At 42.3% G+C, this 20688-nt stretch carries 13 protein-coding genes; 6 read left to right on the top strand and 7 right to left on the bottom strand.

Annotated elements, in window-relative coordinates:
* Positions 1 to 301: 301 nt before the first annotated feature.
* From AB4Z50_RS15370 to AB4Z50_RS15360, 3 genes are all read right to left on the bottom strand, one after another.
* A complete protein-coding gene (locus AB4Z50_RS15370; protein WP_441880600.1) occupies positions 302 to 1654 on the bottom strand; it encodes a lytic polysaccharide monooxygenase in 1353 nt (450 codons plus the stop codon).
* 544 nt (positions 1655 to 2198) lie between these two features.
* Entirely contained in the window at positions 2199 to 3002 is an 804-nt protein-coding gene (locus tag AB4Z50_RS15365; RefSeq protein ID WP_441880329.1) for a carbonic anhydrase, read from the bottom strand.
* 235 nt (positions 3003 to 3237) lie between these two features.
* A complete protein-coding gene (locus tag AB4Z50_RS15360; RefSeq protein WP_441880327.1) occupies positions 3238 to 3759 on the bottom strand; it encodes a GNAT family N-acetyltransferase in 522 nt (173 codons plus the stop codon).
* A 257-nt stretch (positions 3760 to 4016) separates the two neighbouring features.
* On the opposite strand from AB4Z50_RS15360, the gene AB4Z50_RS15355 reads away from it, so the two are divergent.
* From AB4Z50_RS15355 to AB4Z50_RS15340, 4 genes are read left to right on the top strand one after another with little or no spacing between them, the layout of a single operon-like run.
* Positions 4017 to 5519: a spore germination protein gene (locus AB4Z50_RS15355; protein WP_441880325.1), complete on the top strand. Its 1503-nt coding sequence runs from the start codon at positions 4017 to 4019 to the stop codon at positions 5517 to 5519.
* Positions 5516 to 6736: a Ger(x)C family spore germination protein gene (locus AB4Z50_RS15350; RefSeq protein ID WP_441880323.1), complete on the top strand. Its 1221-nt coding sequence runs from the start codon at positions 5516 to 5518 to the stop codon at positions 6734 to 6736. Before AB4Z50_RS15355 ends, AB4Z50_RS15350 begins: the two co-directional genes overlap by 4 nt.
* A gap of 12 nt (positions 6737 to 6748) precedes the next feature.
* Positions 6749 to 6982: a hypothetical protein gene (locus AB4Z50_RS15345; RefSeq protein ID WP_441880321.1), complete on the top strand. Its 234-nt coding sequence runs from the start codon at positions 6749 to 6751 to the stop codon at positions 6980 to 6982.
* Positions 6983 to 6995: 13 nt separating this feature from the next.
* The gene (locus AB4Z50_RS15340) at positions 6996 to 8123 is read left to right on the top strand and encodes a GerAB/ArcD/ProY family transporter (protein WP_441880319.1); all 1128 of its coding nucleotides are present in this window, start codon (positions 6996 to 6998) and stop codon (positions 8121 to 8123) included.
* A 101-nt stretch (positions 8124 to 8224) separates the two neighbouring features.
* Here AB4Z50_RS15340 and AB4Z50_RS15335 read toward each other — a convergent pair whose 3' ends face one another.
* Positions 8225 to 13600: a glycosyl hydrolase family 8 gene (locus tag AB4Z50_RS15335; protein WP_441880317.1), complete on the bottom strand. Its 5376-nt coding sequence runs from the start codon at positions 13598 to 13600 to the stop codon at positions 8225 to 8227.
* A gap of 691 nt (positions 13601 to 14291) precedes the next feature.
* Here AB4Z50_RS15335 and AB4Z50_RS15330 point away from each other — a divergent pair.
* On the top strand, positions 14292 to 14774 hold the full coding sequence (locus tag AB4Z50_RS15330; RefSeq protein ID WP_441880315.1) for a CcdC family protein: 483 nt from the start codon (positions 14292 to 14294) through the stop codon (positions 14772 to 14774).
* 84 nt (positions 14775 to 14858) lie between these two features.
* Here the strand turns inward: AB4Z50_RS15330 and AB4Z50_RS15325 are convergent, their stop codons facing one another.
* Positions 14859 to 15731 carry a DMT family transporter gene (locus AB4Z50_RS15325; RefSeq protein ID WP_441880313.1) on the bottom strand — a complete coding sequence of 291 codons (873 nt, stop codon included), beginning with the start codon at positions 15729 to 15731 and terminating at the stop codon, positions 14859 to 14861.
* A 297-nt stretch (positions 15732 to 16028) separates the two neighbouring features.
* On the opposite strand from AB4Z50_RS15325, the gene AB4Z50_RS15320 reads away from it, so the two are divergent.
* Entirely contained in the window at positions 16029 to 17747 is a 1719-nt protein-coding gene (locus AB4Z50_RS15320; RefSeq protein ID WP_441880311.1) for an alpha-keto acid decarboxylase family protein, read from the top strand.
* 138 nt (positions 17748 to 17885) lie between these two features.
* On the opposite strand, the gene AB4Z50_RS15315 is transcribed toward AB4Z50_RS15320, so the two are convergent.
* Both AB4Z50_RS15315 and AB4Z50_RS15310 read right to left on the bottom strand, forming a co-directional pair.
* Positions 17886 to 18785 carry a polysaccharide deacetylase family protein gene (locus AB4Z50_RS15315; RefSeq protein WP_441880309.1) on the bottom strand — a complete coding sequence of 300 codons (900 nt, stop codon included), beginning with the start codon at positions 18783 to 18785 and terminating at the stop codon, positions 17886 to 17888.
* 131 nt (positions 18786 to 18916) lie between these two features.
* The gene (locus AB4Z50_RS15310) at positions 18917 to 20668 is read right to left on the bottom strand and encodes a beta-galactosidase (protein WP_441880307.1); all 1752 of its coding nucleotides are present in this window, start codon (positions 20666 to 20668) and stop codon (positions 18917 to 18919) included.
* Between the last annotated feature and the right edge of the window lie 20 nt (positions 20669 to 20688).

Below are 20688 nucleotides of genomic sequence, written 5' to 3'. Positions count from 1 at the left end.
GTCAACGAAAATAGAGTAGATCATTTACACTATTTTTCTATATAATTTCGTGAACACCCTTCGAATAGGTAGCAAGAATCATCTAATTTCAAACCTTGGCATTGGAATACGACAAATTCATACATCAACATTGATTGATTCCATTCAAAATTGACCACTTATTTAGGACTTTTTAACCTAAAATTCAAAAAACTAATCTAACCATTATTTTGTTGCAACTAGTTTTAGTTTTTTGTACTATTTTCATCTAAAACAAAAAAGCCCCCCGGAGCTCCCATTCAACTCCGAGGGCTTAATTAGTTTATGGCTGCAGCTGCCACAACGCGGGAACGTTGCTAGGCTCCCAGCCTGCTAACGAAGTGTGCGGTTGGATACATTTATACGTCGCACCATTGTATGAGACTAGAGCATTCGCTGCATATGCCGTGTTAGCAGCCCATGGTGTAGCGCTTGGTCCTTGAGCAGTCGTAGCGGTAACTGCGTTGCTGTTGCCGGATTCGTTTTGAGATGGATCAATAGCACGAACCGTGAACGTATAGGAAGTATTTGGAGCAAGACCCGTAACGAGCTTCTCGGTAGCTGTGCCCGTTACTGTTGCAACGACATTTGAACCGACATAAATGCGGTAACCAGCGATGCCAGAAGCATCCGTTGAGGCGTTCCACATCAGCGTAAGTGAGTTTGAGCCAGCCGCTCCCATGACATGAAGCCCAGACGGGTTAGTTGGCGGAGTCGTGTCGTTCGGGATCTGAACCGTCGTTATTTGTACGCTATTGCTGGCTGGAGATCGATTACCGGAGGAATCAAATGCTTTGACGGTTAAGTTATAGGTGGTTCCGGCAATCAAATTCGTCAGGTTGACATTTAATTGATTTCCCGGAACGGTAGCTATTGGCGAGGTGTTAGAGCCGGAATAAATCTCATAACCTGAGACACCATTATTGTCCGTTGAAGCTCCCCATGATAGTGAAGCTGTTGTTGTACCGACTGTACCTGCTGTAAGGTTCGTTGGAGTAGTTGGGGCAACGTTGTCTGAAGCGCCAAACTGAACATCAATTACGTTATACCAAGCGTTTGGTGTATCATAAATATCCCATACGGCAAGGATGATTTGATAACCAGTTCTCTCTGGTACACTACAGGTATGGGACAACGTTGCAGGAGGCTGTTGACCGTTCCCCTGTACCGTACAGAACGGAGTCAGATCAAGCTGTGCACGTGAAAGCGGAGCATTCGGATTCCAATCTTGCTTGGTAATAAAATAGCGATAACTTGTCGTCGCATGACGCGCTGTGAACTTCCAAGTAAATGTATTGGTACCGCTGCTAATATTGACCTTATTCCAGCGAGTAGCTGTTTGTTGGTCAAGATTTGCGAAGGCAGCAAGTCCGGCACTCGCGATTTTACCATCTGCAGGTCCAGCTGCTGGAAAACCTTTTAATCCTTCGAGGCTTTGCGGCTCATAAATAATTGCTCCACAGTTCGTATTCAGTCCATTTTTACATTGTATCGCCCGACTTGCAGGATTATCGATATAACCATGAGCAGAAACAGGCTTAACAAAAGCAATCATACTGGTTAATAGGAGCAGCAGACCGAGACAAGCTACCAACACACGCTTTTTCAAACTCGAACTCCTATGAATCTGATTCATCATCACATTACCTCCTAGGTTTTTGGTCTGGTTTTAGAATCCATCCATTTCCTAACAGCATGCGGATATCAGTATCATTTCCCCCCTCTCATCATAGCTGCGACGTCTATAAAGATAGGTTCACTTTTAAGCAACCAACTCCTTTAAAATCCGAATTTATATAAACTCCTAAGAGCTTATACACGCATTAAAAAATGAGCAGTAAAAGCAAAATGGGTATGGTTTGGGTTCATGGGAAGGTGTGAGGTTTGGTAAAAAGCCAAAACTTTCCGGATGTTTGTACCGAAGTGTGGTGGAGATGAATGGCCCTAAAATCGGATTGTAGCTGAGGAATGTTCTATGAATCAATCATAATGTAAACGTTATTATTTTGCACTGCTATTTTAGAACTAATATTTTTTACACTCAAAATAGGTCTTGCACCCAACCCCAACGACCTAAGCTTATGATACAAGGATGTATTTATTACCATTTTTTGTGTTTAAAGACCTAAATTTGTTTTCGTCATTGCAGCATATTAGGATACTTACATTGTTCTCCTATGTTAAATTGCTTTTACTTCTATTTCAGCAATGGTACGTTTATTTTGGGGTTGAACAGGACGATGATTATCAGGGAATATCACTTGAAATGCTTTTATTTGAGCTTTCGACATTTCGATAGGCTTCTCTAGAACAGTCCACTTCACTCCCTCGGAACAAGGTGGAGTCGTCAGTGATCCTTGGTAGCGATAAGCGTCCAGATCACTAGGAAGAAGCTTGCTGAGATCAATTTTGTTTTTCAAAATAAAATCAGCAGCTGTCTTTGTTTTGGGCAGCTTGGACCAAATTTCAGTCAAGGCCGGGTTTCCTTTACCCTCCTTAATAAGTACGCCTAGCACAGCTAGATTTCCAGTCTTGCTCTTATGTACAAAGTGCAGCTCCAAGGGGGATGCTTTTCCGTCTATTAAATGCTCACTCGGTGTATGGAAATGGAATTGAGCCAATGTGTACTTAGTATCGCCTATTGTCAACTGATTGGCAGCTGAAGATGTATTGGCTTGAATGGTATGTCCGCTATTGCCAAAGGTAAAGGTGGTTGGTTTGTAATGGACGGTCACCTTCGTTTTGTTGCCACTTTTATTTGCTTCGTCGCTGTGTATATCGATTGGTGATTGCTCCACTCCAGCACTGCAAGCAGCATATTCCGCATTAAGATGGGCCCAGTGCTCTGGTCCAGTGCTGCCATCATAGCTCCAATGCGGTGCTTCGCTCTCGGATTTTGATGCTGGTGCTGCATAAGCGACAGTTGAAGCTAGTAGAACTAGCATAGCTGCGCTTGTGAGAAATTTAGTCAAACGTGTGCTCATAAATTAATTCATCTCCTTAATAAGTTATGATTGAATAATACAAAAAGCGGTACGCTGCTTCGAACACCTCCTACAGTATAGTACCAACAACTTGGCTAACTGTAAATAATTAGAAATATTTTGCGCATATTGAATATTTTGAACATAAAACTCATATTTTCATCATGATGATTACTGGCAAACATAAATAATGGAGCAACTGCCGCAGCAGTTGCTCCACTCTCCCGTTTATCATCTACTTTTCAAAAAACTCTTTAGCATATTCTACAACCCCATGGACATCTGAAAGTCCAGCATCTATAAGCTCCAATGCCATAAAGTTATCGTCAGAAACCTCGAATGGTGCTTCGATACCATATTGACTGGCTTTTTTATAACCATACTTCGGATAATACTTATCATGACCCAAAACAATGGAACCTTTATAACCAAGCCGTGCAGCGATTTTGTGGCCTTCTATTATCAGCTGTTTCCCTATGCTCTTGCTTTGCATTTCTGGCAATACAGCAACAGGTGCAAGAGCAATCAGCGTCTGATTGCCTACTTTTATTTCTGTAAAAAGAATATGACCCACGATCTTGTCCTCGTATTCAGCTACAAGAGATAACTCCGGAATATAGTTCGCTGAAAGCCTAAGCCTGTTCACCAAGTTATGCTCATCATGATCTGAATAGTCAGCATTTTCAAATGCTTTTTGTACGACATGGTAGATTTCGTTAACGTCTTCATTGTTTTCTTGTCTAATTATAATATTCATTGGTTCAACCCTCTTTTAGTAGATTATGCCCCCACCATAGCGGCAAAGTTAATATGAATTTCGCTTTGACCTTCTCATTATCACTAAAGCTAGTCATAGAATCAAATGTTTGAACTGTGCCGTCATTCATTTTAGCAGTTACTGCAATTATAAACTCCAATGTCGTGATGTTGCCACAACAAATATGTATCTATATGGAAAATGAGGATATCCTAACTAAACCATACCATATTAACCATCAGATCAGAGGTACTCAGATGATTAATCCAACAGACAACATTGATGACCAGCCGTTGCAAACAGATTTAAACACTAATTTAAAAATGCTGCAGGATAATCTCGGTCATAGCCCTGACCTGGTTTCACGCCATTTCCAAGTGAATTTAGCAAATAATATGCCTATCCATGGAGCTATTGTATATATTGATGGGTTATCAAGCTCAAGCTCTATGCTTCAATCCGTCTATATGGGAAACCATGAGAGCAATCAGTATTCTACCCCTACAGAATTGATGGACTACTATAGAGATCGTGTCATTCCTGAAGGTGCCGTATTTAATCTGACTTTATTTAATGAAGTATTTGAAATGCTGCTTGCTGGAAACAGCATCCTTCTTCTAGATAATTGTGCGCAAGCTCTTTCTGTTGACACAAAAGATTTGAAAGCACGCGCGGTGGAAGAACCTAATGTTCAATCTGTGGTGCGCGGTCCCCGTGAAGGTTTTACTGAAGTGTTGAGTTGGAACACCGCTATGATTCGCAGAAAAATCAACAGTCGGCACCTATGGTTTGAGACCTATAAAATAGGAAGTGTCACTCAGACTGACGTTTCGATCATTTTTATCGAAAATCTTGTTTCGGATAGTGTGCTTGAAATGGTTAGAGAACGATTGCAGAAAATCGATATCGACGGCATTCTTGAAAGCAACTATATAGAAGAACATATTCAAGATAAGAAATATTCACCTTTTCCAACCATATTTAATTCGGAGAGACCTGATGTGGTTGCTGCTGGTTTGCTGGAGGGAAGAGTCGCGATTATGGTGGATGGAACTCCATTTGCACTGCTCGTTCCTGCACTGTTTACGCAGTTTTTTCAATCAAGCGAGGATTATTACGAACGGACGGATTTCAGCACACTGATTCGTTTGCTCCGCTTTTTGTGTTTTCTTATAGCTACCATTACACCCTCTTTCTATATTGCGATTACAACGTTTCACCAAGAGCTGCTTCCAACGACATTGCTCTATAACCTAGCCAGCCAGCGAGAAGGCGTTCCTTTCCCAGCCTTTATAGAAGCGCTGGTCATGGAGATTACCTTTGAGATTCTCCGTGAGGCCAGTGTACGAATGCCAAAAACGATTGGACAATCGATCTCCATCGTAGGAACACTGGTTGTCGGACAAGCCGCTGTAGAAGCTGGCCTCGTCAGCGCTGCCATGGTGATTGTGGTTTCCATAACGGCCATTTCGAATTTCGTACTCCCTGCTTTTAATCTAGGCATTGCGGCTCGGATTATCCGGTTTTTGCTGATGATCATGGCAGCATCCTTTGGATTGTACGGCGTATTTATCTGTATCATTGGGATCATTTTTCATCTATGCAGCCTCACGTCATTTGGCGTTCCTTATATGGCGCCGCTAGCTCCCTTCAACCGAACAGATCAGAAAGATACTCTTTTTCGTATGCCATTGCGCTCCATGATTACACGCCCCAAAAGCCTTAAACCAAAAAATCTAATGAGGCAGAAAAAATCATGATACGTTCTACTTCATTTTTCAGGCTGGCGCTCGTCGTCATCGTTCTTCTAATCTCCGCCATTCTCATGACTGCTTGCTGGAGCAGACATGAGTTAAACGAGCTTAGCATCGTGGTAGGGCTTGCTATCGATAAGAAAGGCGATAAATACAATGTAACCGTACAGATTGTTAATCCAGGCCAGGTAAGCAATAAACAAGCAGGATCAAACCACTACAGTCCAGTAGTCGCCTATGAAGCAATAGGCGTTTCAATACCGGATGCCCTCAGCAGAATGACAGTTAAAGCAGCACGACAGCTCTATTACCCACACCTGCGGATATTGATTATAGGTGAGGAAGTGGCACGCAGCGGAATCAGCAAGCCGCTTGATTTTATCGCAAGAAACCGTGAGATGAGAACAGATTTTTATCTCATTGTAGCTAAAAAAACAACAGCTAGTGAAATTTTAAACATGTACAGCCCTATAGATCCGATTCCTGCGAATAACTTGTACACCAAGCTGGAGACCTCTGACCGAATATGGGCTGCAACCGGAAAAATCACATTGGACAAGCTGATTCAAGATTTATCCCAGCAAGGAAAAGGTGCGACTTTAACCGCTATCGAAATCGAAGGCAATCCTTCAAAAGGCGATAAAATAACTGATGCTGTAAATGTTGAACCAAAGGTCATCCTCAAATACACCGGTATGGCCGCTTTCAAACGGGATCGTATGGTAGGCTGGCTGAATGAAAACGACACAAAGGCGCTCAATTATATTCAAAATAATATTGTCAAAACAACTGGCACGATTGCATGTCCGGAAAGCAAAGGGAACGTAAGTCTTCAAGTCGTCCACTCTCATACGGATATACGCGTAAATACGAAAAATGAAACTCCTGCATTCGAAGTCATTTTAAAAACGGAGCAGGATATAACAGACATTAGCTGCGAGCTTGATATCACTCAGCCGGAAACGTTAGCCAAATTAAACAAGCTGGCCGATAAGACACTGGAAGATATACTGAGCCGCACGATTCACAAATTTCAAAAGCAAGTTAAAGCAGATATATTTGGATTTGGTTCAGCACTTCATCGTTCCAACCCGAAAATGTGGCATGGCATTAACGATTGGGATAAAATATTCGAAAATGTGAATATCACCGTTCAATCTCAGTGCACTATTCGGCGAATTGGGACTACGGTACAGTCTATTAGAAGCACAATTAAAAAATAGGTGGCGGCAGCTATGTGGTTATGGATAGGTGTAATCGGTGCATGGACGTGGGTTTCCATTGTTGAAATCCCACCCCTATTCGGCAAGCGCAGGATGAAAGAGCTTCTACTGGTTGTATTCATTATGATAACAGCAACCTCTGGCAGTCTGGCTTTCATGTATATGAACATACCGCCTAACCCTCTGGAATGGACAGAAAAAATAATATCTCCTTACGCTCGTGCAATCTACTCCTTGATGTCCTGAAAGGAAAAGACCGATGATGAAGCCAGATACTTTAAGTGTTCGCAGTTTCACGATATTAGTCATTTTTTTCATGATTGGTACCTCCATCCTCATTACGCCTGCAGGACTTACTTTGGTAGCGAAACAGGATGCTTGGATCGCAGCCATAGTAGGAATCGGTCTCAACTCTCTAAGCGTCCTCATTTATGTCAGTCTCGGTAACCGTTATGGGGACAAAACACTTATCGAGATGTGCCATCTTGCTTTTGGAAAGTGGATCGGCAATGTATTCGGTCTTTGCTTTATCGCTTTTTTCTATTTGCTCACCTCTCTAATGATTGGGGATCTCGGTTTTTTTCTAACCACACAAACCTTGCCGGAAACTCCGATTGAAATATTATTAATTATTTTTGTCATTATCGTTATATTTGCCGTACGAGCAGGCATGGTCGTTTATTCCCGTGCGGTACAAATATTTTTTCCGATCCTATTTTTTATGCTCTGCTTTCTAATCATACCTATCTTCCCTCAAATAGAATTTCTAGACTTTGAACCCATACTGGAGTATGGCTTTAAGCCCATTGTAAAAGCAGGCTTCTCCTTTTCCGGTTTTCAGGAAATGATTGTGCTGCTCATGATTTATCCTTACGTAGCGAAATCAGCAAAAAGAGGACGAGGTTTTGTATGGGGAACTGTAATCGGTGGAATTGTACTGATCATCATTACTGTGGGATGTATAGGCGTAATGGGAGCTGCCGTCACCGCTAATCAATTATTTCCGGCCTACGTACTGGCGAAAAATATTAACATCGGCCATTTTCTTGAACGTATTGAAGGGATTATGATGTTCATTTGGATTTTATCTATCGTGATGAAGATTGTGCTGACGTTTGATGCATCGTTGATTGGGCTCTGCCAGCTATTCAAATTGAAGGATCCGAAACCATATGTCATACCCATGGGATTTGGCTTGATCGCTCTRGCGCTGTTATGTTACACAAATACGATTTCCGTCAATGATTTCCTCACCAAAAACTGGACACCCTTTGCTACGATTTTCACGATATTTATACCCTTGTTCATTCTAGGTATATTACTGATTCGTGCACCGGGCGAGAGTAAAAGTAAGCAGGAAAATACAACTGAGAATGAGCAAGTATAGCTGTGATGGGGAGAAGACAAATCGGAGGTTTGTTTAATAAAACGGAGCCGCCTCAAAAGGCGGCTCCGTTGCAAAGCATAAATGACGGTAAAGCTCAGACATTATTTCCCTATAACTTCTTTCAATTTCAGCAGCACAGTAACCGCTTCAGCACGGGTAGCAACGCCAGTTGGCTCAAATTTATTACCGCTGCGTCCTTGTACAATTCCTTGCTTCTTCGCCGTTTCTGCAGCCTTCTTAGCCCATGCAGGTATAGCACTGTCATCAGCAAAGCCTGTTTTACCGCTTGCATCTGCATCAAGGCCAGTAACTTTTGCAATCATAGCAACCATCTCGGCTCTTGATATGCTTGCATTTGGACGGAAGCTGCCATCCTCATAACCTGTAAGAATACCAGCCTCAACAGCCTGAGCTACTGCCTTAACCGCCCACGCGCCAATAGCAGACTTATCTTTAAATTGCAGCTCGCTTCCGCTTGTTTGCGGCTTCAGCATTTGCATCATCATCACTGCAAACTCCGCACGTGTTACCGAAATATTCGGCTTAAATGTGCCGTCTGAATAACCATTTACAAAGCCTTCTGCCACTGCCTTTTGGATATTCAGCTGTGCCCAGTGACCATCAATATCCTTGAAGTTCAGTTGATTTTTATTTATTGCCATGACAGCAAATTTCGTAAAGTGATCCACTTCAACTTCAATTTTATTACCGTTTATCTTGCCTCCAATAGATACCCATTTTTTGCTCGTCTCATCGAAGTAGAATACAGCTGCCGTTTGATTCTCTTTAAGCAGCGATGAATTAAATTCAAAGACGAGTGTTACATTTTTGCTGAATTTACCCGAACTATTTTTCAACACTTCAAAGACTGAGCTTAGAGGAATATCGTCTTTCGAGAAAAGCTTAGCCGTATCCAGCAGTTCTTCAATGGTCAGAATAATTTCCTGAGCTGTTGCTCCAGCTGGGATCGTGACTTTAATTTTCTCACCTAAACTCACCTTTGCTGAGTAACCAGCCGGTATTGTTGCTTTTCCATTCGTAGATACAATCTCTGTTATACCAGTGCCGCCGCCTGAATTACCGCCGGTTGGCGCTTTAGGTGTCGTAATATTTCTCGCATTGCTTGCCTTGGAGAAATTATTCGCATGATCGAATGCGATGACATAATACTGGTAAGCTGTTTCCGAGCTTAACCCTGTATCACTATAAGATGTACTTGTTGTTGTTGCCAGCTCAATACCATTGCGGAAAACCTTGTAGCCTGCTACTCCCAAATTGTCAGTAGAAGCAGACCACGTCAAATTAATTTGAGTGCTGGAACCCGCTTCTGCTTTCAAATTCGATGGATCAGTAGGCGCATCCGTATCAACGATAGTTGGTGTCCACCAGTTGCCGGATACGACGATCATGCTGAGCAAACGGAGGTTATTGCCAAAATATAAATCATCTTCCGTTTTAACAGCCGTATTATGATCCCATAGCTTATTTAGCCATTCTTGATTGGATGAATCGATCATTGCACTAACCATTAGCGGAGCTGAGAAAGTGATATCTTGATAATCAGCTATCGCTTCCGAGCCATCCAATTTATAGCCCGCCAAAATATTTTGTGGATCGTTATCCGTCTTTTTACGAATCCACTCATTTAATGTACTTAACTGATCTTTTGCACGTTTTTCCCCTGTAATGAGATAGTCTGTGCCTATGCGCCATGGTGTGCGGGATGAGTTGTAGCTATAATCGCCGTCCGTATCTGATTCTAAGAAGGAAGGCGGTGCAGGTACAAAGCTTCCGCTGTCAGTATCCTTCACGACAAAGTCTGGGAGCAGACCAGCGTTCGGACTGAAATTTTTATAAAGGCTTTCCATCACGTTATAGGTTTTGTCGACTACCTGATTCCAACGGTCATCGCCGGAAACAACAGCAAAATCCTTCATATGCTGCAGCATGAAATCCGAAGGACGGGTAGCATTTTCATACTCGCCGCTAGTTGCCCAATCGGCAATTCTTAATACCCAATCCTTTTGGTTGACTTCACTATCCATAATGGCTTTTATTACTTTACGAGCCTGAGCCAAATAATCAATTTCCCCATCATTTCCCCATTGCTCACTCGCAAGAAGAAGTGCATAGGCAATATCCATATCTCCATCTGTAGCTGAATCCACACCGTTAATATCAATAATCGCTTTACCATTATCAGCTTGCTGCCAAGCCATGAGGTCTGGATTAATTTCGCTTGGATGTGCTCTGAAATAACGATACATGCCGTCAAAATACTTCTTCGCATCTTTATCATGGCCTGCCATTAGAGCGGTGATCAGCATTCCGTAGCCATGAGCTTCAGAAACGGTAATCTCATTCTCTTCAAACCAGTCTCCATCCGCATACCACACATAATATTGGCCTGAGGTATATGGATTCTCTTTCAAATATTTCGTTTTCCACTCGTCATATAATCTTGACACGGTATTATCCATATCAGCTTGCGTAATATGATTTGGCTTAATTGTGCCGTCCGCATAAGCGGTATGCTGAGGGAAAGCTTTAAATGGACCTTCACCCGCAGCAGCCGGCTTCGTCTTCAAACTTATCGAATGGCTTGCAAGCGATTCTAGTCCCTCTTGATTAATTGCTTTCACTTCATACGTATAAGTGCTGTTTGCAGCTAAACCTGTATCGGAATAGGATAGCTTCGAGCTTGATGTTGCGCCAACTTTCACGCCATCACGGTACACATTATAACCTGCCACGATGATGTTTCCTGAAGATGCCGCCCAAGTCAATTCGTTCTGATACGGGGATACGGCTTTTCCAGTTAAGTTTGTTGGTGCTGAAGGCGGCTCATTCTCGGCACCATTTTCAATCGTTGTGACTTCCACCGGAGCGGAGTTGTCTCTCGTTCCAACGGCCTTAACGATAAAATCATATTTCTTATTAGGATTGATGTCTTTAATTTCTAAGCTGTAATCTGTTTGATTGCCAGTTGCTGAAATATATTCGCTCCAGTGTGCTGCTACTTTGTCGTTCTTCTCGTAAATTCTAAATCCTCTAACCGGCTCTGTTCCTGTGGAAGGCTTCTTCCAAGATAAAATCGCTTTATCCCCTTCCACCTTCACCTTGACGTTCTCTACCTTCTCCGGCTTCGTATCCGTTCTTCTGATTCCGTAGTCATCATAAGCTTTCAATCCCTTGCCAACTGTATTTTCAGCTTTTTCGTCTGCAACAGCTGCTGTGAATGCGGTAAAAGCAAGTACTTTATCCGAAATAGACACATCCGTAAACATTTTCTTGAATGGTTGAGTGTCAATCTCAGCAAAGTAATCATCATAAGGAATGGGGTTGCCGTTCTCATCCTTTACTTCTTGCGCATCCCCATTTTCATCAATATAATGCTGATTATTTTTTTCGTAAAATTTATTTCCGAACGCATTAGACATCAGGTAGACTGTCCCTTTAGGATCGATGGCATTGCCTTCTTCGTCGATTTTAAAATCTTTAATGATCTCATCATTTAACATTTGGAATGATCTCATATACATATGATCATGGGCTTCGAACACCATATCGATTCCCATTTCGTCAAATTCAGGAATGAGATACTTTTTGTAAAATTGAACCCGCTCATCTTCCCATTGCGCTGAATTGTCGCCAGCTCCGTAAGGCCCTTTATGGAAAGTGACGAACTTCCATTTCTTATCGCTTTTTGCTACTGTGTTTTGCATCCATTTTACTTGATCCCAGAACTCTTTATCCGCCCATTCTACATCTTTCCCATTCGCAGCAAGTCCGCCTTCATATTGGGAATTGAATACCATGAAGAGCGCGTCGCCATACTCGAAGGAATAAACAGAACCTTCATCCGTACCGGCTACCGTTTGCTTAGGCAAGTTGAAGTGATTATAGAAATTATTATTAGGCGTCGTTACATCACCGTCATAATCATTCACTTCATGACCGCCAAGTACAGGCACATAAGGAACATTCGTGAGAGAATCCTGTGCTAAACCCAGCATCCACTGCCATTGCTCCTCCAAATCTCCATTGTCGACCAAATCGCCTGCACTGATCAGAAATTTAGGATCGAGAGTATAATCGACTGCTTTCCTAAACGTATCTGCCCACGGTTCAAAATCAGACTTATTAGAAGCCTGCGAATCCGATCCTGCAATAAAGCGGAAAGGTTGGTTAGCTGCTGTATCCGTTGTAAATGAACCAATAATGCTCCAGCTGCCTTCTTCTCCATTGCCAACTCGGAATTTATAATCTGTACCTGGTTTCAGCTCTCTTGCGATTGCTTTATGACTAATGAATTTCGTGAATGTGTTGGAATCACGATCAGCTTCTGTCATAAAGGTTTGAATTTCCTCAGCCGTTCCTTTATAGCTGACTACTCCATCTGCCGGGAAGACATTCCCTGACATTTTCGAAGCCTCAACGACTTGAACGACAGAGTCTGTCATCGTATCGGTATACCATGCTAGAGCGATACTCGTCTTGGGATCACCGTTAAATGTCATATTGATCATTTTCGGCAAGAAAGGCGATTGTTGTATGCTAAAGCTCCATACCAAATCACGAATCTGAGTTACTTCGTCTGTACCTTTGATTAATGATTTCGGAACTGAGATCGTATACGTTTTGCCATAACTAAACTCAGGATGATTAATATTAAGCGTGTTTCCACCTACAACTTCCAGTGAAACACCGGCTAATGGTTTATTCTCATTGTCGACAATGCTTACAGCAGATGCGGTGTCTAAAGAAATAGCCTTATTAAACTTCACGGTCAACGGCGCATCCACCGATACATTTTCAGCCTTGTCCTTTGGAAGCTTAACCAGATCAATAGTCGGTACACGAATGGCCGAGTTATCTATACGCTCCCCTTGAACCAGAATGTTTCTGATTTTGCTGGAGCCTCCGCCTCCAATTCCATCACTATTGCCATTTGTGTTCTGTCCCGAGCTAACGACCCAGCGAAGATACAGAAGCTCCTGATCATTCGCTTCACTTGGAATCGCAACGTTCTTCAGTTTGCATTCATCGTTAGGCGGACAACTGTATACTCCTTTAGTCATTTTAACCGCACCGTTCGGCACATCCGTCCATGTTGCCCGATCCGTACTCATCTGCAGTTTAAAATCACGTGGTCCGGAGCCGGAAGAAGTTTGCTCCGATGACAAGGTTAAATTTTTATAGCCTTTAGTCGAGATCGTAGCAAGCCAATATTTTTGGCTAAAATCACCGCTCCAGCCTTGATAACTAAGATCCTTGTTGCTCCCGCTATAGTATTCAAACGTTCCACCGACATTTTGGAACAAGGAAGCCGCTCCGTAAGCACCGCCTGTTGCTATGGAGATGCCATTATCCCCTTCATTCGGAAATATCCATTCCGCAACCTTCTCTGCTCCGTTACTCACAGCAGCTGGTTCATCCGCGGCAGCAACAAAGTTGGAGAAAGTGGTTGTCAACATGATGAACGTTAATAATATACAAGTCATTACTTGAAATGATTTTTTCCGTTTGTTTCTACTATGCATATACTTAACCTCTTTTCTTTTCCATAATGAAAACGAATGATCAAAAAGTCCAATTCTTTGAATGCGCTGTCATAAATATTTGGTTTTCACAATCACTCTTGGCTCCACCCCCTCTTTCAGGTCGATTTTAAATTACCTAAAAGTTTAAACGCTTTAATCTTCAAAAAAGAGTTTATCCTGTAAGGAAAGCCCTGTCAATCACTTCCAAGGATTTTTCTACGAATTTCAGAGCTATTTACCTGTCCAATTCAAATTTTTCTCCTTATTTCGCACTTTTTCTCCCCGTTCCTATAAGAAAAACGAATTCATTAATTATTTTAAGTATAAGCGCTTAAATTATTTGTAAATTTGAATAGCGTTGACTTTTCAGATGCATAGACTTCCTAAAATGCTTAAAATATACATTAATTAGTATTCGAGTTTTCGAGAAAAGGTGCGTTTAGCTGTGATGAAAATAAGAAGAGTAAGAGGTTTATTTAGTTTTATGAAAGAGCGATCAAGCACAAGGATTCCCAGTACCCCATAAAATGACTATCGTCATATTAAGAAAATTACCTTTATCACTAAATAAGGCATGCCAAAACAATTAAGATAAAAGTATCAAATCGATGAGGTGAGCGAGAAAATGAACGGAAACACTTTTTATATGATGATCGCTTTTATAGCCGTTTTAGTTTTGTGGAGAAGGACGAGAAGCATGTACCGTCCAATACGGGGGAACGGGATTCGATTGCTGATTCCTCTGTTATTCATAATCCCTGGCCTGTCTTTAATTATTAACCCTAACGTGAATGAACCGGCTTGGGCTTTTGGAATAGCCTTCGGGCTTGGCGTTATATTTTCCATCCCATTGATTTGGACGACTAATTACGAAGTGAGAGATGACAATTTGATTTATTCTAAGAAAAACTGGGGATTTATCGCAGCTTTCATAGGTATTGTGTTCATACGGTTTGCTCTGCGTCAAGAATTGTCCGACTTGGATCCTCAAGGTAAAACAGCTTTATTCATGCTAGTAGCTTTCGGTTATATCATTCCGTGGAGAGTTTTTTCGTTTATCAAATTTCGGCGTGTGGCCAACCAATTGCAATTGTCTAAAATAAACTAAAGTTTGGTTGCCTGCGGATAAAAAAAAGGAATTCTCACAGTAAAAAAAAGCTGATCGGCAATAGCGCTGATCAGCTTTTTCGATTCATTCTTCGCGAATGACTAATAACACACCAATAAAAATGAGTATAGTACCTATCCAAAATGATAAGCCAATTTGTTCACCTAGCAATAGCCAGCCTAAAAAAGCACCAACTATAGGTTGGAAAAAGAAAAATAATCCGCCACTCGAAGCATTAAGCATTTGCAGCCCACGATTCCACAGTAAAAAGGCACAGGCTGTCGAAATAACTCCCAAGTACAATAGTCCGCCCCATATAGATGGATGCATCAAGGCTTGAAAATCAAGCTCCGGCAATCGAGTAACGGTGAAAGGTGTAAGTAAAACAATGGCTACAAGGGTTGTATAAAAAGTTACAACAATTTGTGAATAGTTCCTGGGTACCCGCTTAATAAGAACAGACATAAGCGCCCAAGTAAGGGCGGCAATAAGCAGTGATACACCACCAAGCTGTAGGGATGAATCGATATTGGCATTTCCGACAATAATGCTTACCCCTATTGTTGCTAAAATAATTGAAATTGCTTTTTTAAACGTGATCTTTTCTTTTAAAATGATACGTGCAAATAGCACTATGAATGCTGGTGTCGTTGAAGTAATAATAGCACCCATTTGTGCTGTAGAAAGCATCGTACCTACTTCTTGGGTAATGATAGAAATTGTATTTCCAATAAGTCCAATGAAGAAAATTAATAATAAATCACGCTTTTCAATCCGCCATGATTGTTTCGTTACAACGCCAATAAATAGCAATGATAAAATCGCAATTACATAACGAATCCACACTAATTCAAGTGGTGGAACAAAGTCTACCACATGTTTTACAACAACATACATCCCGCCCCAAATGCTAGCTGCGAGTGATAAATATAAAGAACCTAATAAAGTGTTTTTCATTTTGTACCCTCCGTTTTCCTAGACAGTTCCTGTCCTTAACGGAGTTGTAGTTTTCTACCGTTAAGGAAGAATAACTACAGGTACATCGTTTTCAAAGAGTGGTGACCACATCATCTGTCTTCAGCTCACTTTCAAAAGAGTAATTTTATTTTATATGATTTTTTTTGATAAGGCTATTACCTATTTTAATTATAACGATGTACCAGCGTATGAGAAAAACCCTTAGTGAATAACCAGTCCAATGAAATGGGAATCTTATACAGGATCAGACTGATAAGGATTGGGAGTGAGCGGAAAATGAAAACGATGACAGCGGCTGGCAGTGCTAACCTGCAAACTCGCACGACTCAAAAAACAGTAGGCCAGTACTTGTTCGATTGTCTACAGCTGGAGGGCATTACCGAAATTTTTGGCGTTGCTGGAGACTACAACTTTACACTATTGGATACGCTGGAGCGCTATAACGGCATCCGGTTTATGAGTGGACGGAACGAATTAAACTCAGGTTATGCGGCGGATGGTTATGCAAGAGTTAAAGGCATATCCGCTCTTATTACGACTTTTGGAGTCGGAGAGCTTAGTGCTTGTAATGCGATAGCAGGAGCTAACAGCGAGCATGTGCCGCTAATTCATATAGTAGGTGCGCCTCCCGATAAGGATCAAAAGGAACATAAGCTGATGCATCACACTCTAATGGATGGAAACTTTGACGTCTTCCACAAAGTGTACGAGCAGATTACGGCTTATACTGAAGTACTGACACCGGAAAACGCTGAGATTGAAATCCCTGCCGCCATTCGTATTGCGAAGGAAAAGAAAAAGCCAGTGTACCTCGTTGTGGCTGATGATCTAGTGACCATGCCGATCATGACACGAAGTGAGCCGGTACCCCCGCGTCCAATGTCCAATCTGAAAACTCTTCAGGCAGCAACGGAACATGCCCGCCAACTGCTGGAGCGTGCCCATCGGCCGATCATTTTGGTTGATGTCAAAACCATGCGTTTCGACCTCGTAACCGCAGTTCGGCATCTAGCCGATGCGATGAACGTACCTGTTGCAACAATGATGTTCGGCAAAGGGGCATTTGACGAAACCCATCCGAATTATATTGGGATGTACGAAGGTTCATTCGGAAGTTCTGAAGTCCAAACCGCAGTAGAAAATGCAGACTGTGTCATTGCAGTAGGCATGGTATGGGCGGACAATAATACCGCGAACTTCACTGCGAAGCTAAACCCGCTCGTGACTATCAATATTCAACCGGGCATGGTCAAGGTCGCAGAAGCGGAATATCCGAATGTATTAGCAGCCGACATGCTGCTTGCGGTGCAGAATATTGGATACATAGGCCAAGGTTTAGCGGGAAAAACGACATTCCCATACGACCAAATAACTGGCAGTGCCGGTGACCCACTAACTGCGGCCAATTATTACCCGCGTTTTCAGAAGTTGCTGAAGGAAGGGGATATTGTGGTCGCCGAGACCGGCACGTTTTACAACGGGATGGCGCAGGTGAGACTGCCGCGCAATGCAACATATATTGCGCAAGGTGGCTGGGAGGCGATCGGTTATGCCACACCTTCCGCATACGGTGCCAACGTCGCTGCACCTGATCGGCGGGTGTTGTTATTTACAGGTGACGGCTCCTTGCAGTTGACAGCCCAAGAGATTAGCACCATGCTCTATTATGAATGCAAGCCTATTATCTTCATCTTGAACAACGATGGCTACACAATCGAGAAATATTTAAATGTCAAAACAGAGAATCAGCAATATAACAAAATTCCGCGCTGGTCATACACTAAGCTTGCCGAAGTGTTTGGAGGCGATGCGTTTGCCGTGACAGTACGAACCTATGGAGAGCTTGATCAGGCTATAATTCAAGCGGAGAGGGAATGTACAGGAAGACTCTGTATCATCGAAATGATAGCCGCTGACCCTATGGACGCACCAGAAAATATGCGCCGGATGCGCAATTATTTGGAAATGCAGGAGAAACAACGCAGCCAAAACTAGAAAAAGCAGCATCTAGTTTGCTTCTTCTTCCTTCATAAACACTGTAAATATTCTGATTATGAGGCCCGATAAACTCTAGAACCAAGCTATCGGGCTTCAACTTTATTTATGGAATGATCAGAGTTAAACAATACGCTGTTACCCATTAATTGAACGTTGTAGGTCACGAATGTCCTTCCACGAAATGAGCTTGATGTTTTCCTTTAGGAAGAGCTGCTTTATATCCAAATCACAGAGTAAGCGGAATTCAATTTCCCTTTCCATATAACAGTTTGTTAATTGCTTCAGTTCATCAGTAATGATAGACGGATGAACAGTTAACTGGGTGATACCAGACTTTAGGTTTTTGATCATGGATACAAACTGCGCCTTCACCGTCTCGTGCTCTTCATTCGTGCTAAGGCAATAGGGAAGAGAAATGATATCATCAATGAGGAAAATACCGCGCCTGTCCGCTGAAGAAATTCGTTCGGAAAACCTCTCCTTTTGCTCTTCGTTTATAAACGGCTGCATTAGAATTCTTCTAGGGAAATTAAAGGGCAGTTGATACTCTTGGCATAAATCTAATGCTATATCCAAAAAATCACGTCCTGTGTTTAGACCAAAGATACTCCCTGCATGACTGTCAAGATGAGTGGGATCAATCCCTTGAGAAATCGCATATGTAATTTGAGCTCGCATTTCAAGCCTAACCTCATCCAGATCAGCATTGGACTCTAAAAATGCGATATCTGTAAAGAATTCATTAACTGAATTAACAAGGCTGTAGAGCGGATTCTCATGATACACAGGCTTATATCCTTGATGCTCTGAACTTGATAATGTCAAATGAATTCCGGCCTGCTCGATAGTCTGAATATCACCCTTGCTTAAAGCTTCTTTGGCTGCTCGGCAGGGAATCATTATTGAAGTTGAGGTAATGGCAGCCTGTTGAAATAATGTATGAATAGCCTCATTGGTTCCCCATGTTATTCCATAATCATCCGCATTAATAATTAATAATCGATCTGATTCTTTATATCCAAATTTAGAATTCATTTACTCTCTCCCTAATACAAGTTGAAACATGAATAAGGGCGTAAGCACATTTGTGCCTACGCCCTTGCCCAAGTCATTTATTTCCGTTCAATATATACTGGTTATTCAATTCAATTTATAGTTGTCTTATTTTAAGAGCCTAAATCAGGTTGGTCCAAGAAGCTAACTGTGTTATCCGTCGTTCCATGCAATTCAAAGATAATAATCTCATTATCACCTTGCTTCAATAATGGACCTGGCACATACAATCTCTTCTGCGGTCCAATATCCCAATAACGACCCAGATTGAAACCATTGATAAACACGACACCTTTGGTCCACCCTTCCAAACTAAGGAAAGTATCACATGGCTCATCCACAATTAACGTTCCTCGGAAGAAGCTCGGACCTGTTTGTTCCGTGATGTTCCCGAATTGCAAACCCGATAAGTCCGTTAGCGGTAACTTGTACGTCGTCCAATCCGACAAGAACTGGCGCCCAAAACGTACCCCTTCGGTAATCCCTTTCCGGTCTTTCATATAAGGTCCGTAATTAACTCGGCCTAAATTCTCAACAAGGATAGAGACCTCTACTCCTTCAGCAGGCACTTCAAATTCTATCTTCACATCGGTATGAACGCGGTCCAGAACACCAGCCGGCTGTCCGTTAATGAAAATTTGTGCGCGGTCATGCACGTCTTGCAAGAAAAACTGATCTTTAGGACGTGGTCCGCTAATAAACGTACGATAATGAATAAATCCGTAATCCTGCCCCAGTTTTTCCATTGTCTCAGGGTATGCCGTATAAATAGGTGCAGAGATGTTGTCCAAATTAGCCGCTAATGAAGCTTGCTCGGTCATTTTCACTTGTCCATACGCTTTCCTAGCGATCGGAGCTGGCAATTCACATGCAGGTACATCCACATATTTGGAGATAACATCGCGCACCGCATAATATTTAGCGGTCGGTTCACCGGATTCATTTAGCAAGGCATCATAATCATAGCTAGTCACCGTAGGTTCATAGCTATCCGCCGTATGGCCGTTCGCTCCGTTGTAGAAACCAAAGTTTGTTCCGCCATGGAACATATAGAAATTAACGGACCCGTTCAGACTAAGCATTTCATCAAGCACACTCGCGACATCCTCAGCGGGACGGGTATGATGCTCCTCCCCCCAATGATCAAACCAACCGTTCCAATATTCCATACACATAAATGGCGCATCCGGTTGATATTGTTTAAGCTTCTCGAACGCTTCTGCTGGCCGAGAACCAAAATTCACCGTTGCCAGAACACCATCGATCATACCGCCTTGCAGCATTGCATCTTCAGGTCCATCGGAGGTGAATAGCAGAACGTCTATTCCACGTGCAATCATGCTTTCTTTTTGATGAATCAAGTAGCGTTTGTCATTGCTATAGCTTCCATATTCATTCTCGACCTGCATCGCGATGATCGGCCCGCCATTGGTGCATAGAAGCGGTTTTAATTTCGGAAGCAGCACATCATAATAAGCATCTACATGATCTAGAAACGGCTTATGGTAGCAGCGCAGGCGCATATCAGGGTCCGCCAGCAGCCAAGATGGCAATCCGCCAAATTCCCATTCCGCACAAATATAAGGCGCTGGTCGAACAATAACATGCAGCCCGATTTCTCCAGCCAGCTCAATAAAACGAACGATATCCGCCATGCCTTCAAAATAAAATTGGCCTTTCTTCGGCTCATGAAGATTCCATGGGACATACGTTTCCACGGTATTGAGCCCGCAGGCTTTTAATTTTGCAAGTCGATCTTGCCAATGCTCAGGTACAGTTCGGAAATAATGAAAAGCTCCTGAGAGAAGACGTATCGGCTGATCATTATAATAAAATGAAGATCCTGAATAATTAAATGTAGTCATTTATTTCCCGCCTTATAAAA

The sequence above is a fragment of the Paenibacillus sp. 2TAB26 genome, assembly GCF_052115145.1.
Lineage (GTDB): Bacteria > Bacillota > Bacilli > Paenibacillales > Paenibacillaceae > Pristimantibacillus.
The sequence above is the reverse complement of the archived record's forward strand: the minus strand, read 5'-3'. Positions and strand labels throughout refer to the sequence as shown.